The organism is Pseudoduganella sp. UC29_71 (genome assembly GCF_042693265.1).
GTDB lineage: Bacteria > Pseudomonadota > Gammaproteobacteria > Burkholderiales > Burkholderiaceae_D > Rugamonas.
On sequence record NZ_CP170549.1, the window covers coordinates 1,344,022 to 1,357,711 of the forward strand.

The 13,690-nt window shown below is 63.8% G+C and carries 12 protein-coding genes and 8 tRNA genes; 18 read left to right on the forward strand and 2 right to left on the reverse strand.

Features of this window, described 5'->3' with window-relative positions; all coding sequences use genetic code 11:
* Positions 1-60 precede the first annotated feature (60 nt).
* From gltX to ACFJI2_RS06090, 17 genes are all read left to right on the forward strand, one after another.
* Positions 61-1,470, forward strand: coding sequence for a glutamate--tRNA ligase (gene gltX, locus ACFJI2_RS06010; RefSeq protein WP_377704203.1), 1,410 nt, complete (start codon positions 61-63; stop codon positions 1,468-1,470).
* An 82-nt stretch (positions 1,471-1,552) separates the two neighbouring features.
* Positions 1,553-1,628 (forward strand) — tRNA-Ala (locus ACFJI2_RS06015).
* A 32-nt stretch (positions 1,629-1,660) separates the two neighbouring features.
* Positions 1,661-1,736: transfer RNA gene (locus tag ACFJI2_RS06020), tRNA-Glu, on the forward strand.
* A gap of 134 nt (positions 1,737-1,870) precedes the next feature.
* A tRNA-Ala gene (locus ACFJI2_RS06025) sits at positions 1,871-1,946 on the forward strand.
* Positions 1,947-2,003: 57 nt separating this feature from the next.
* A tRNA-Glu gene (locus tag ACFJI2_RS06030) sits at positions 2,004-2,079 on the forward strand.
* A 38-nt stretch (positions 2,080-2,117) separates the two neighbouring features.
* Positions 2,118-2,193 (forward strand) — tRNA-Ala (locus ACFJI2_RS06035).
* A gap of 30 nt (positions 2,194-2,223) precedes the next feature.
* Positions 2,224-2,299 (forward strand) — tRNA-Glu (locus ACFJI2_RS06040).
* Between the two features lie 157 nt (positions 2,300-2,456).
* Positions 2,457-2,948 (forward strand): hypothetical protein, encoded by a 492-nt coding sequence (locus ACFJI2_RS06045; protein WP_107981537.1) that lies wholly within the window; start codon positions 2,457-2,459, stop codon positions 2,946-2,948.
* 94 nt (positions 2,949-3,042) lie between these two features.
* Positions 3,043-4,251, forward strand: coding sequence for a c-type cytochrome (locus ACFJI2_RS06050; protein ID WP_377704204.1), 1,209 nt, complete (start codon positions 3,043-3,045; stop codon positions 4,249-4,251).
* A 14-nt stretch (positions 4,252-4,265) separates the two neighbouring features.
* Positions 4,266-6,074: a cbb3-type cytochrome c oxidase subunit I gene (locus ACFJI2_RS06055; protein ID WP_377704205.1), complete on the forward strand. Its 1,809-nt coding sequence runs from the start codon at positions 4,266-4,268 to the stop codon at positions 6,072-6,074.
* On the forward strand, positions 6,071-6,712 hold the full coding sequence (locus ACFJI2_RS06060) for a cytochrome c oxidase subunit 3 (RefSeq protein WP_377704206.1): 642 nt from the start codon (positions 6,071-6,073) through the stop codon (positions 6,710-6,712). Before ACFJI2_RS06055 ends, ACFJI2_RS06060 begins: the two co-directional genes overlap by 4 nt.
* Before the next feature lie 3 nt (positions 6,713-6,715).
* A complete protein-coding gene (locus tag ACFJI2_RS06065; RefSeq protein WP_377704207.1) occupies positions 6,716-7,393 on the forward strand; it encodes a heme-copper oxidase subunit III family protein in 678 nt (225 codons plus the stop codon).
* A gap of 8 nt (positions 7,394-7,401) precedes the next feature.
* Entirely contained in the window at positions 7,402-7,719 is a 318-nt protein-coding gene (locus tag ACFJI2_RS06070) for a cytochrome C oxidase subunit IV family protein (RefSeq protein WP_107875390.1), read from the forward strand.
* 81 nt (positions 7,720-7,800) lie between these two features.
* A tRNA-Glu gene (locus tag ACFJI2_RS06075) sits at positions 7,801-7,876 on the forward strand.
* Positions 7,877-7,903: 27 nt separating this feature from the next.
* Positions 7,904-7,979 (forward strand) — tRNA-Glu (locus ACFJI2_RS06080).
* 39 nt (positions 7,980-8,018) lie between these two features.
* Positions 8,019-9,215: an elongation factor P maturation arginine rhamnosyltransferase EarP gene (gene earP / locus ACFJI2_RS06085; RefSeq protein ID WP_377704208.1), complete on the forward strand. Its 1,197-nt coding sequence runs from the start codon at positions 8,019-8,021 to the stop codon at positions 9,213-9,215.
* A gap of 150 nt (positions 9,216-9,365) precedes the next feature.
* A complete protein-coding gene (locus ACFJI2_RS06090; RefSeq protein ID WP_056396798.1) occupies positions 9,366-9,941 on the forward strand; it encodes an elongation factor P in 576 nt (191 codons plus the stop codon).
* A gap of 49 nt (positions 9,942-9,990) precedes the next feature.
* On the opposite strand, the gene ACFJI2_RS06095 is transcribed toward ACFJI2_RS06090, so the two are convergent.
* A complete protein-coding gene (locus tag ACFJI2_RS06095; RefSeq protein ID WP_377704209.1) occupies positions 9,991-11,073 on the reverse strand; it encodes a DUF4214 domain-containing protein in 1,083 nt (360 codons plus the stop codon).
* A gap of 28 nt (positions 11,074-11,101) precedes the next feature.
* Positions 11,102-11,668, reverse strand: coding sequence for a TolB family protein (locus tag ACFJI2_RS06100; protein WP_377704210.1), 567 nt, complete (start codon positions 11,666-11,668; stop codon positions 11,102-11,104).
* Positions 11,669-12,057: 389 nt separating this feature from the next.
* On the opposite strand from ACFJI2_RS06100, the gene ACFJI2_RS06105 reads away from it, so the two are divergent.
* Positions 12,058-13,644 (forward strand): amidase, encoded by a 1,587-nt coding sequence (locus ACFJI2_RS06105; protein WP_377704211.1) that lies wholly within the window; start codon positions 12,058-12,060, stop codon positions 13,642-13,644.
* The last annotated feature ends 46 nt before the right edge of the window (positions 13,645-13,690 follow it).

A 13,690-nucleotide genomic window follows, 5' to 3' on the forward strand; every position in this document is an offset into this window, starting at 1 on the left:
CGAGTATATAGCCATAGACGGGTTAAAATACCCGTTTAATCCTATCGCTTTAGTCCAGAAATGACCACCACACCAGCAACTTCCGTCCGCACCCGTTTCGCTCCCAGCCCGACCGGCTTCCTGCACCTGGGCGGCGCCCGCACCGCGCTGTATTCCTGGGCCTTCGCGCGCCACTTCGGCGGCACCTTCGTGCTGCGCATTGAGGACACCGACCTGGAGCGTTCGACGCCGGAAGCGGTGCAGGCCATCATCGACGGCATGCAATGGCTGGGCCTGGACCACGACGAAGGCCCGTTCTACCAGATGCAGCGCATGGACCGCTACCGCGAAGTGGTGGCGCAGATGCTGAAGGAAGGCACGGCCTACCTGTGCTACTCGTCGCCGGAAGAAGTGGAGGCGATGCGCGAACGCATGCGCGCCGCCGGCGAGAAGCCGCGCTACGACGGCACCTGGCGTCCGGAAGAGGGCAAGACCCTGCCGCCGGTGCCGGCCGACCGCAAGCCGGTGGTGCGCTTCAAGAACCCGCTGGACGGCGACGTGACCTGGAACGACGTGGTCAAAGGCACCATCACCATCTCCAACCGCGAGCTGGACGACCTGGTGATCGCGCGCCCGGACGGCACGCCGACCTATAACTTCTGCGTGGCGGTGGATGACTGGGACATGAAGATCACCCACGTGCTGCGCGGCGACGACCATGTGAACAACACGCCGCGCCAGATCAACATCCTGCGCGCCATCGGCGCGCCGCTGCCGGAATACGGCCACCTGCCGATGATACTGGGCTCGGACGGCCAGAAGCTGTCCAAGCGCCACGGCGCCGTCAGCGTGATGGAATACCCGGCCCAGGGCTTCCTGCCGGAAGCGATGCTGAACTACCTGGCGCGCCTGGGCTGGAGCCACGGCGACGACGAGGTGTTCTCGATGGAGCAGTTCTGCGCCTGGTTCAACCTGGAGCACCTGACCGCGTCGGCCGCCCAGTTCAACAACGAAAAGCTGGCCTGGCTGAACAACCACTGGATCAAGCAGGCCGACAACGCGCGCCTGGCCGGGCTGGTCAAGCCGCGCATGCTGGAGGCGGGCGCCGTGTTCGAGGGCGCGCCGGAACTGGCCACCGTGCTGGGCCTGATGAAGGAGCGCGCCAACACCACCAACGAACTGGCGGATGCGGCCATGCTGTTCTTCCGCCAGCCGCAACCGGACGCGGCCCTGCTGGCGCAGCACCTGACCGACATGGTCAAGCCGGCGCTGGCGCTGTTTGCCGAGCGCATCGCGACTGTGGAGTGGACCAAGGAAGCCATCGCGGCCATGCTGAAGGAAGTGCTGGCCGCCAACGGCCTGAAAATGCCGCAGATCGCCATGCCGCTGCGCCTGATCATCACCGGCCAGCTGCAGACGCCGGCCATCGATGCCGTGCTGCAGATCTTCGGCCGCGAAACGGTGGCGGCCCGCGTGGCGAAATATCTGTAAAACCGCAGATATTTTCGCAAAGTTGCAATCGAGTATTGCATTCTTCGGGAGGCCTGCTATACTCCTGTTTCTTCGCGAAACGGGGGGTATAGCTCAGCTGGGAGAGCGCTTGCATGGCATGCAAGAGGTCAGCGGTTCGATCCCGCTTACCTCCACCAGTTCAGCGAAGAATGCAGTACGGTAGTTCAGGGTCCCCATCGTCTAGAGGCCTAGGACATCACCCTTTCACGGTGAGTACCGGGGTTCGAATCCCCGTGGGGACGCCAAGGCAGCAAGGTAGTTCAGTAGTAAATAAGTAGTTGACGTTTGTTGTACTGAAAGCTTATAATTCGGCCCGCCGGATTATCGCAGAAGTGGTAACAAGGTCGCCAAGTGCGGCTTTATTTTTTTCTGCACCAGAGGGGGTATAGCTCAGCTGGGAGAGCGCTTGCATGGCATGCAAGAGGTCAGCGGTTCGATCCCGCTTACCTCCACCATGAGTGCGGAAGAGAGTAGAGTGTAGCAAGCAGTATGGTAGTAGCGGAAGTTCCAAGGTCCCCATCGTCTAGAGGCCTAGGACATCACCCTTTCACGGTGAGTACCGGGGTTCGAATCCCCGTGGGGACGCCAGGTAGTTGTAGTAAAGTAGTGCATTGTTTCTGCGCCCGGGGGGTATAGCTCAGCTGGGAGAGCGCTTGCATGGCATGCAAGAGGTCAGCGGTTCGATCCCGCTTACCTCCACCAACAGCGCAGAAATACATCGGAAGTTCTCAGGTCCCCATCGTCTAGAGGCCTAGGACATCACCCTTTCACGGTGAGTACCGGGGTTCGAATCCCCGTGGGGACGCCAGTTCTGGCAAACATCACACCTTATTCGACAAGCAAGCTGCCGTGGGCGGCTTTTTTTGTATTTGCCTGCAAACTTAACGAGATTGCATGTTGGCGAAACTGTTCTACACTGGACGAGGGTGGCCATCGTAGCTGCCTATCAAATCAGGGAGACGGACATGGAACTCCATATGCACTCGCACCGCTGGGTGGCGCGCCAGCCTGACTGGGCGGCAGCAGCGGTAGCCGGCTTTGGCGCCGGCGGTATCCTCATGGTTCTGGAAGTGGCGTGGGCGGCGATGGCCGGCGTGCGCGACCCGTGGCAGGTGACGCACATGGTCGCCGCCATGGTGCTCGGCTGGGATGCGCTGCAGACCACCGGCTATGCGCTCGGCATCCTGGTGGCGGCGCTGGCCGTGCACTATATCCTCGGCGTGGTGTTCGGCATCATGCTGGCAGCCATCATCGCACCGTTCCAGCTCGATTCCAGCACCGGCATGGTGCTGCTGGCGGGCGCGGCCTTCGGGCTGGTGCTGTACGTGCTGAATTTCTACGGCATGGCCGGCGCGTTCTCGTGGTTCGCTGAAATGCGCGGCTGGCCGACCGCAGTAGGCCACGCCGTGTTCGGCATGTCGGCTGCCTATATCTATCGCAGGATGGAAAAGCCTTAATCAGTACCGTTGTTGCGTGGTTCGTTGAGCATGGTGTAGGGCATGTAGTTGCACATGCGTTAGAGCGAAGCATCTGACAGAAACGGGGCGGCTTATGGCGTTGGCACTGGCTTTGATCCTGATCGTGGTGGGCACGCTCGTGTTCCACTTTTGGAGCCCATGGTGGCTCACACCGCTGGCGTCGAACTGGCAGCAGATGGACGACGCCCTGATGCTGACACTGGTCATTACGGCGGCGATTTTCGTGATTATCAATTTGTTCGTGGCCTACGCGGTGATCAAGTTCCGTCACCGCGACGGCGTGCGCGCGTCCGCCGAACACGGCAGCAAGAAACTGGAGTGGTGGCTGATCGGCGTGACGTCGGTGGGCATCGTCATCATGCTGGCGCCGGGGCTGGACGTGTACGCCAAGCTGATCTCGCCGCCGTCGGACGCGATGCAGTTCGAAGTCATGGGCCAGCAGTGGCAATGGCACTACCGGCTGCCCGGCAAGGATGGCCGCATGGGGCAGACCGACGTCACCCACATCAGCCCTGAAAATCCCTTCGGCGTGAACGCCAAGGACCCGAACGGCCAGGACGACGTGCTGGTCGATACGCAGGAAATCCATATTCCCCTCAACAAGCCGGTCAAGGTGCTGCTACGCTCGCAGGACGTGCTGCATGACTTTTATGTGCCGCACTTCCGCACCCGCATGAATATGGTGCCCGGCATGGTGACCTCGTTCTGGTTCACGCCCACCCGCACCGGGCGCTTCGAGGTGATGTGCGCGCAGCTGTGCGGCATCGGGCACGCGAACATGCGCGGTTACGTGGTGGTGGACGAGGAGGCGGCGTACGCGAAATGGCTGGCGGCGCAGCCGACCTTTGCCGCGAAGATGCGGGCCGGCGCGGCCGGCGGCACCGGGGTTGCGGCCGCTGCTGCCGGCGCCGGCGCGGCAGGCGCGGAGGGAACGGAGGCGGGTACGCCGGGGGCGGGCGAGAGCGGCACGGCGGCCGCAGCGGCGGCCGGGGCCGGCGACACCGCCGCCCAGGGCAAGCTGCTGGCGCAGGCGCGCGGCTGCACGGCCTGCCACAGCGTGGACGGCAGCCCCGGCGTGGGTCCGAGCTGGAAAGGGTTGTACGGCAAGACGGAAACACTGGACAGCGGCAAGACCGCTGTGGCGGACGAGGCTTACCTGAAGCAGTCCATTGCGGACCCGAAGGCAAGCATCGTGCGCGGCTTCCCACCTATCATGCCGCAGCAGCCGTTCACGGAGGCGGAGCTGGCGGCAATGGTGGACTACATCAAGACTGTGAAGTGACGCGGGAGGTTGCGATGGCATACGACAGCGGACACGGCGGGGATGAGCACGGGCACGAGCACGGTCCCCAAAGCTGGGTCACGAAATACGTGTGGAGCCAGGACCACAAGGTGATTGCGGTGCAGTATGCGCTGACGGCCATCGTGGTGGGGTTAATCGGACTGGTGCTGTCGGACCTGATGCGCCTGCAGCTCGGCTATCCGGGCAAGTTTGCCTTCATCGACGCGTCGCGCTACTACCAGTTCATCACCATGCACGGCATGATCATGGTGGTGTATCTGCTGACGGCGCTATTCCTGGGCGGTTTCGGCAATTACCTGATTCCGCTCATGGTGGGGGCGCGCGACATGGTGTTCCCCTTCCTGAACATGCTCAGCTACTGGTTCTACCTGCTGTCCGTGCTGATCCTGATCGGCAGTTTCTTCGTGCCGGGCGGTCCCACCGGCGCGGGCTGGACGCTGTATCCGCCGCAGGCCATCCTGCAGGGCACGCCGGGCGTGGAGTGGGGCATCATCGTGATGCTGATCTCGCTGCTGGTGTTCATCGCGGCGGCCACCATGGGCGGCTTGAACTACGTCACCACGGTGCTGCAGGCGCGCACCCGCGGCATGACCCTGATGCGCATGCCGCTCACCGTATGGGGCATTTTTGTCGCCACCATCCTGGCGCTGCTGGCGTTCCCGGCGCTGTTCGTCAGCGGCGTGATGATGCTGTTCGATAAGACACTGGGCAGCAGCTTCTTCATGCCCGCCATCGTCTCCATGGGGCAGCACCTGAACCACCAGGGCGGCAATCCGCTGCTGTTCCAGCACCTGTTCTGGTTCTTCGGCCACCCCGAGGTCTACATCGTGGCCTTGCCGGCGTTCGGCATTATTTCCGACCTGGTCAGCGTGCATGCGCGCAAGTGCATCTTCGGCTACCGCATGATGGTGTGGGCCATCGTCATCATCGGCGCGCTGAGCTTCGTCGTGTGGGCGCACCATATGTATGTGAGCGGCATGCATCCGCTGTTCGGCTTCTTCTTCGCCACCACCACGCTGGTCATCGCGGTGCCGACCGCGATCAAGGTCTACAACTGGACGCTGACCCTGTGGCGCGGCGACATACACATGACCGTGCCCATGCTGTTCGCGCTGGGCTTCATCAGCACCTTCGTGCTGGGCGGCGTGACCGGGCTGTTCCTGGGCAACGTGAGCGTCGACATCCCCTTGTCGAACACCTATTTCGTGGTGGCGCACTTCCACATGGTGATGGGCGTGTCGCCTGTGCTGGCGGTGTTCGGCGGGATTTACCACTGGTATCCCAAGATCAGCGGGCGCATGTTCAACGAGACGCTGGGCAAGCTGCATTTCTGGATCACCTTCCTCGGCGCGTATGCGATCTTTTTCCCCATGCATTATCTCGGCGTGCTGGGCATGCCGCGCCGTTACTACGCGTATGACAACTACAATTTCATTCCCGCGTCGGCGCAGGTGATGAACGAGTTCATCACCGTCGCCGCGCTGGTGGTCGGGGTGGCGCAGTTGCTGTTCATCTTCAACATGGCGTACAGCACCTTCAAGGGCAGGGTGGCGGGCGGCAATCCGTGGCGCGCGGCCAGCCTGGAGTGGTTCACGCCGCAAACGCCCCCGGTGCATGGCAACTGGGGGCCGCAACTGCCGGTGGTCTATCGCGGTGCCTACGATTACGGCCAGCAGACCGGCGACAGCGACTACATTCCGCAGAATGTCGGGCCGGACGACGATCCGCCCGGCGCGCCTGCCGGGGCGCCCGGCGGCGTGCCCGGCCACGCGCGGCCGGTCACCAGCGGCGGTGCGGCATGAGCGCCGGGGCCGGCGTGCCTGGCTTGATGGCGGCCGCGCCGGAGGCGCGCCGGGTCGGCCTGTGGGTCTTCATGGGAGTGGTGTGTTCGCTGTTCATGCTGTTCAGCGTGGCCTATGTGATGCGCATGGCGATGGCGGACTGGCAGCCGCTGCGCTATGTGCCCTGGCAGCTATGGCTCAGCACGGCGGTGCTGGCGCTGGCCAGCCTGGCGTGGGAAGTGGCGCGCCGGCGCGGCGCGCAGCCCAGTGCTGCGGGCTCGGCCGCGCGCGCCGGCATGGTCGCCTGCGGCCTGTCGCTGGCCTTTCTTGCCGTGCAGCTGTGGGCGTGGCAAGCCATGACGGCGATGAACTTTACCGTCAACGGCAACCCCGCCAGCAGCTTCTTCTACCTGCTGACCGGCTTGCACGGCCTGCACGTGGCAGGCGGCCTGGTGGCGGCGGCACTGGCGGGCGCGGCTGCCGGCCGGGGCGCGGCCGCTCGCGCCAGCTTCGCCGCCAGCGCCGCGCTGTGCGCACGCTACTGGCATTTCCTGTTGCTGCTCTGGCTGGCCCTGTTCGCGCTGATGTTCCTGGTCACGCCGGACTTTGTGCAAGTGGTGTGCGAAAGCGTCGGCATCCGGCCGCCGCAAGCGAGGTGAATCATGGATACGTCCAGCGGCGGCATGTCGGGCCTGGTCAGCGACTTCTCCGGCGACAAGGTTGCCTACCACGTACCGTGGGGCAAGCTGATGATGTGGATTTTCCTGCTCAGCGATACCTTCATCTTCGGCAGCTTTCTCACCGGCTACATGACGGTGCGCCTGTCGGCCACGGCAGCCTGGCCCAATCCCAGTGAAGTGTTCGCGCTCACCATCGCGGGCACCAATTTGCCGCTGATCCTGATTGCCATCATGACCTTTGTGCTCATCACCAGCAGCGGCACCATGGCCATGGCGGTCAATTTTGCCTACCGCGGCGAGCGGGCCACCAGCGCGCGGCTGATGTTCGTCACCGCCGTGTTCGGCGCCATGTTCGTTTGCATGCAAGCCTTCGAGTGGAGCAAGCTCATCCATGAAGGCGTGCGGCCCTGGGCCGATCCCATGGGCGCGGCGCAGTTCGGCGCCTGCTTCTTCATGATCACCGGCTTCCACGGCCTGCACGTGTCGGCCGGCGTGATCTACCTCATCATCGTGGCGCGCCGCGTGCAGCGCGGGCACTACGAGCGCCGCAGCGCGGCCGAGCTGGGCGGCAAGTACGATATCGTGGAAATCGCCGGGCTGTACTGGCACTTCGTGGACCTGGTGTGGGTCTTCATCTTTGCGTTGTTCTACCTGTGGTAGGAGGGGCCATGGCCACCGCGACCGTACACAACCAGCATCCGATCGGCATTTACTTCAAGATCTGGGGCCTGCTGTTCGTCCTCAGCGCCTTCTCGTATGCGGTCGACTTTTTCCATGTGCAAGGCTACCTGCGCTGGACCCTGATCCTGCTGCTGATGGCGGCCAAGGCGGGCCTGATCGTGGCCTATTTCATGCACCTGAAATGGGAGCGGCTGGCGCTGATCTACACCATCGTCATTCCGCCCACGGCGCTGCTGGTGCTGGTGTGGCTGATGATGGTGGAGGGCGACCACACCTTCCTGACGCGCATGACGCATTTCGGCTGAGATGGCGTAGCGGCTGGTGTGACGGGCTTGCCTTGATTTCGCAGCTCTTACCATGCTACAATTCGCGCACGCTTTTACGACGTCCCCATCGTCTAGAGGCCTAGGACATCACCCTTTCACGGTGAGTACCGGGGTTCGAATCCCCGTGGGGACGCCAAGTCAAAAAGAGCACTGTACCGATCATGTCCCCATCGTCTAGAGGCCTAGGACATCACCCTTTCACGGTGAGTACCGGGGTTCGAATCCCCGTGGGGACGCCAAACAAAAAAGCCGCCTTGAGCGGCTTTTTTTCTACCGACATGGCTACCGAAACTAACGCAACCACCACGCTGGCGCTGTTCTGCAAAGTTGTCGACAACTACGGCGACATCGGCATCTGCTGGCGCCTCGCGCGCCAGCTGCAGCACGAGCACGGCATTGCCGTCACGCTGTGGGTGGACGACCTGCAAACGTTCCAGCGCATCTGCCCCGACGTCGACCCCGACGCGGCGCGGCAGCAGGTGGCCGGCGTGGCGGTGCGCCATTGGGCCGGCCAGGACGGCGAGTTCGCGCCGGCCGATATCGCCGACATCGTCATCGAGTTTTTCGGCTGCGACATTCCGCCCGGTTACATTGCCGCCATGGCGCAATGCGAGCCGCGCCCGGTATGGCTGAACCTGGAAGGCCTGACGGCCGAGGAGTGGGTGGAGGGCTGCCACACCTTGCCGTCCTCGCATCCGCGCTTGCCGTTGACGAAACATTTCTTCTTCCCCGGCTTCACCGCCAAGACCGGCGGCCTGCTGCGCGAGTCGGCGCTGGAATCACAGCGCCTGGCGTTCCAGTCCGATCCCGCCGCGATGGCGGCATTCCTGGCGCGCTTCGGCGTGGCGCCGGCCGATATGGCGGCGCTGAAAGTGTCGCTGTTCTGCTACCCGCACGCGCCGGTGGCCGAGTTGTTCGGCGCCTGGGCGCAGGGCAGCGAACCGGTGCTGTGCCTGGTGCCGGCGGGCGTGGCCGCCGACGCGGTGCGGGCCTTCCTCGGCGCGGAGCCGGCAGCCGGCGCGGCGCGCAGCAGCGGCGCGCTGACCGTGCGCGTGCTGCCTTTCGTGCCGCAGCAGGATTACGACAAGCTGCTGTGGGCTTGCGACCTCAATTTCGTGCGCGGGGAAGATTCCGTGGTGCGCGCGCAATGGGCCGGCAAGCCGTTCGTGTGGCACATCTACCCGCAGGACGAGAATCTGCACCACAAGAAACTGGGCGCTTTCCTGCAGCGGTATTCGGCGCCGATGGAAGAGGGCGGGCGCGCGCTGGACGCCTTCTCGCTGCGCTGGAACGGCGCGCTGCCGCCCGGCGCGGACAGTGGTCCCGACGCGGCCGCCGACTGGCGCGCCCTGTGGCCGTCGCTGCAGGCAGTGATGCCGGCCGCCGCCAGCCGCGCCGCCGAGTGGCAGCAGCAGATGTTCGCCCATGGCGACCTGGCAACAAACCTGCTGCGTTTCGCCGCTTCGCTCAAGTAGGCGGCGCAACAAAAATCAGGTATACTGCCCGGTTACTCTATCAGGTATTTTTACTCGGTATTATTACTCGATCAAGCTAGAGCTTACGGCGTTAGAAGCCAGCAGGCGACAGATGATTTTCACGCAACCCACTTTATACGTACACTCGCTATGAAACCCGCAAAAGAAATTCGTGTTGGCAACATCATCATGGTTGACGCCAAGCCTTTCATCGTTCTGCGTTCTGATGTCAACGGTTCGAGCCGCACGGGCTTCACCTACAAATGGAAGATGAAGAATCTTCTGACGAACGCACCCCTGGAAAACGTGTTCCGCGGTGACGACAAGTTCGACGTCGTCGTTCTGGACAAGAAGCCAGTGACCTACTCCTACTTCGCCGACCCGCTGTACGTCTTCATGGACGAAGAGTACAACCAGTACGAAATCGAAGAAGAGAACCTGGGCGACGCACTGAACTACCTGAAAGACGGCATGGAATGCGAAGCCGTGTTCTACGACGGCAAAGCCATCTCGGTAGAACTGCCGACCACCATCGCTCGCCTGGTTGCTTACTCCGAGCCTGCAGTGAAAGGCAACACTTCGGGCAACGTCCTGAAAGAAGCCAAGATCGAAAACGCGATCGAATCGAAGCGCCACACCGTGATGGTGCCACTGTTCGTGTCGCAGGACGACGTGATCGAGATCGACACCCGCACCAACGAATACAAGCGCGTCGTCCGCAACTAAGACTGCACCGCTTCGAAGAAAGCCAGGCTCATGCGAGCCTGGCTTTTTTTTAGCCGTATGGCGTGTAGGTGATGCCGTGTTCTATGGCCGCTGCCACGTTGGCCACGTTCTCCGGGCTTTCGCTGAAGCCCGTCAGCACCTGGGCCGGGGTCATGCCGCGTTCCAGCAGGTCGGTCCAGAATGCCATGCCCTCGGCGTCGGGCGCGCGGTGCAGGGTGTTGGCGTAGAAGCGCGTGAGCAGTTCGGTGTTGCTGGGTGCGCTACCGTACAGCGCCACACCTTCGGGCGAATCCAGGAAGAAGTCCGCTACGGTTGCGAGCGACATGCCGCCGTCCATGAACTTGAGCCAGAAGCCCACGCCGCCCAAGTCTGGCGCGCGGTTGAACGCGGCCTGGTACAGGCGGTACACTTCGCCCGCGTTGCCGTGGATGTCCAGCGCCAGGTCGCCGTTGGCGAAATGCAGGCGTTCGACATTGGCCAACTGGTCCACGCCTTCGGCGCCGGTGCTGTCGGTCACCGTTACGCCCGAGGCGGCAATGTTCACAGCGAAGTTGGCGCGCGCGCCGCTGTAGTTGGCTGTATCTATGCCGCCGCCGCCGTCGATCACGTCGTTGCCGGCCAGCCCGTTCAAGGTGTCGCGTCCCTGGTTGCCCAGCAGTGTGTCGCTGCCGGCGGTGCCTGTTAGCGTGCCATCCGCCACGCTGCCGAAGCCGCTGCCCAGGCTGACTTGATGCACGGTGCGCGCATCGCTCGGGCCACCGGTCAGCTGCTCGTAGCTGATATAGGTGGCTGACTGGCCATTGCCCGACAAGGCGCCGCCGCTGGTGTAATTGTAGTGGTTGGCACCGCCGCCGCTGGAGAGTCGCGTCAGCGCGCCGGTGTACAGGTCTTTGACGAAGATATCGGCCCTGCCGTCGCCGTCGCCGGCGGTGAAGTCGGACGTGCTCTGGAACAGCACATAACGGCCGTCCGCGCTGATGCTGGCGTTGCTTGAATCGCCCAAGCCCTGCTGGCCGTCGGCGCTCAGGGAGACGCGCAGGGTTGCCCCGGTTTGCAAGTCTTTGCGGAACACGTCGCGGTGGCCGTTGGTGTCGCCGTCGACCAGATTGCTCGCGCTGCTGCTAAACACCACGTAACGGCCGTCCGCCGCCAGCGCCGCGTTATCGCTGTTGTCGTTGGCGGCAACCCCCTGCCGAGTTGGTGGACGCGCGCGTGATGGCGCCTGTGAGGAGATTCTTCACGTAAATGTCGGCGTAGTTGTCGTCGCCGGCGACCAGGTTGCTGGCGTAGGTGGTGAAGGCGGCCCAGTGGCCGTCGGCCGACAGTGCCACGTCGGCACTGGGCGCATTGGCTTGCGCGCCTGCGGCCGAGGTCGACGCGTTGACGACGGCGCCGGTCAGCAGGTTCTTGACGAACACATCGTCGGCATTGTTGGTGTCGGCAGCCACCAGGTTGGTCGCCTTGCTCAGGAAGGCTACGTACTGGCCATTTGCGGCCATCTGTGCGTTGTAGCTCTGGCCGTTCGCTTCCACCCCCGCGCCATTGGTCGACACGCTGCTCAGGCCTCCTGTGACCAGGTTCTTCACCATGATGCCGGCATGCTGGTCCGAGTCCGTGCTCTGGAACGCCACCAGGCTTCCGTCTGCACTCAGCGACACGCCTGTCTTCACGGAGGCCAGCTGGCTGCCGTTCGACGCTGTCGAAACCTGGGTCACTGTGCCGGTCAATAGGTCTTTCAGATAGATGTCGCCATCCAGCGGAACGCTGTCGGCAGGCTGAATTTGCTGGTTGGAGGAGTACGCTACATAGCGTCCATTCGAAGATATACGCGCGCCGATATCGGCTGCGGTTACGCCGGTTTGCACCGTGCTAGAGATATTTGGCAGCATGATTGTCAGAGGATGTAATAAATGGTTGTAGGGGTATGGCCGACAAATTGTGCCTCAGCTGGGACGCGCACCGCCGCACGGTTCCGGCCGGATATTTTGGTCTTTCTGGAAACATTCCTAGGCATTTCGGAAGGATAATTAAATTAGTGGCTCGGAAACATTTCGGCTGGTATGCTAGTGGATTGCGTGCATTGATACTTTTGGTATAAACCACTCACGGAGCTGGCATGGATCGCAGGGGATTTGTTCGGATGGGGCTGGCCGCGGGCGCGGCAGGCGTGGCGGGCGAGGCGTCGGCCAAGGCCGCGCCGGGCGGCATCCTCGACGGCGGCGTGCTGCAGCAACAGGAGCTGATGGCCGCCAACAAGCTCACCTCGCATTCGCTCACCTCGCAATACCTGGCCCGCATCCGCAACATCGACAAGGCCGGCCCGCGCATCAACGCCATCATCGAGATCAACCCGGAAGCGCTGAAGATCGCGCGCGAGATGGACCGTGAGCGCCTGCTGCGCCGCGTGCGCGGCCCGCTGCACGGCATCCCGGTGCTACTGAAAGACAATATCGCCACTGCGGACCGCATGAGTACCACTGCCGGTTCGCTGGCGCTGGCCGGCGTGCGCGCCGCGCGCGACGCCCATGTGGCGGCCCAGCTGCGCGCCGCCGGCGCCGTCATCATCGGCAAGACCAATCTGAGCGAGTGGGCCGATATGCGCTCCACGCATTCGGTCAGCGGCTGGAGCGCGCGCGGCGGCCTGACCCGCAATCCCTACTCGCTCGACCGCAACTGCAGCGGCTCCAGTTCCGGCTCCGGCGCCGCCATCGCGGCCGGCCTGGCCACGCTGGCAGTGGGCACGGAGACCGACGGCTCCATCGTCTCGCCCGCGTCGATCTGCGGCCTGGTCGGCATCAAGCCCACGCTGGGCCTGGTCAGCCGCAGCGGCATCATCCCCATCGCCCATTCGCAGGACACGGCCGGCCCCATGGCGCGCTCGGTGGCCGACGCCGCGCTGATGCTGGCCGCCATGGCCGGCGAGGACCCGGCCGACGCCGCCACCGCCGGCAGCGGCGGCAAGGCCGCCGGCTACGCCGCCGCGCTGGACCGCGACAGCCTGAAAGGCAAGCGCCTCGGCGTGGCGCGCAACTTCTTCGGCAAGAATCCCGACGTGGACGCTGAAATCGCCAAGTCCCTGCAAGTGCTGCAGGCGCAGGGCGCGCAATTGATCGACGTGGAAGTGCCCAACGTGAACAAGTACGACAGCACCGAGACCGAAGTGCTGCTGTACGAATTCAAGTCCGACCTGGCGGCCTATCTGAAGGACTACGCGCCTACCGCGCCGGTGCGCAACATGGCCGAACTGGTGGAGTTCAACCGCCGGCACGCCGACAAGGAAATGCCGTACTTCGGCCAGGAGTACCTGGAACGCGCCGCCGCCAAGGGCGGCCTGGACGAGCAAGCCTACCTGGACGCGCTGGCCAACAACCACCGCTATGCGCGCGCCGAAGGCATCGACCAGGTGATGCGCGAGCACAGGCTGGACGCGCTGGTGGCGCCCACCGACGGCCCGGCATGGCTGACGGACTTCATCAACGGCGACCATTACAACGCCAGCTTCTCGTCGCCCGCCGCGGTGGCGGGCTATCCGCACGTGACGGTGCCGGCCGGCTATGTGCGCGGCCTGCCGGTGGGCTTGTCCTTCGTCGGCGGCAGCTACACGGAAGCGAAGCTGATCGGCATGGCCTACGCCTATGAGCAGGCCACGCACCACCGCCGCGCGCCGCAGTTCCCGGCCAGCGTGTCGCCCGCCGTCCGGTAAGGGCTCGACGGAAGGATTTGACAGAATGTCCAACTCTGGATATTCT

Bases quoted from the DNA above. Each gene is read 5' to 3' on its own strand.
- gltX (WP_377704203.1), top strand. From the start codon at position 61: ATGACCACCACACCAGCAACTTCCGTCCGCACCCGTTTCGCTCCCAGC.
- ACFJI2_RS06045 (WP_107981537.1), top strand. From the start codon at position 2,457: ATGGAACTCCATATGCACTCGCACCGCTGGGTGGCGCGCCAGCCTGAC.
- ACFJI2_RS06050 (WP_377704204.1), top strand. From the start codon at position 3,043: ATGGCGTTGGCACTGGCTTTGATCCTGATCGTGGTGGGCACGCTCGTG.
- ACFJI2_RS06055 (WP_377704205.1), top strand. From the start codon at position 4,266: ATGGCATACGACAGCGGACACGGCGGGGATGAGCACGGGCACGAGCAC.
- ACFJI2_RS06060 (WP_377704206.1), top strand. From the start codon at position 6,071: ATGAGCGCCGGGGCCGGCGTGCCTGGCTTGATGGCGGCCGCGCCGGAG.
- ACFJI2_RS06065 (WP_377704207.1), top strand. From the start codon at position 6,716: ATGGATACGTCCAGCGGCGGCATGTCGGGCCTGGTCAGCGACTTCTCC.
- ACFJI2_RS06070 (WP_107875390.1), top strand. From the start codon at position 7,402: ATGGCCACCGCGACCGTACACAACCAGCATCCGATCGGCATTTACTTC.
- earP (WP_377704208.1), top strand. From the start codon at position 8,019: ATGGCTACCGAAACTAACGCAACCACCACGCTGGCGCTGTTCTGCAAA.
- ACFJI2_RS06090 (WP_056396798.1), top strand. From the start codon at position 9,366: ATGAAACCCGCAAAAGAAATTCGTGTTGGCAACATCATCATGGTTGAC.
- ACFJI2_RS06105 (WP_377704211.1), top strand. From the start codon at position 12,058: ATGGATCGCAGGGGATTTGTTCGGATGGGGCTGGCCGCGGGCGCGGCA.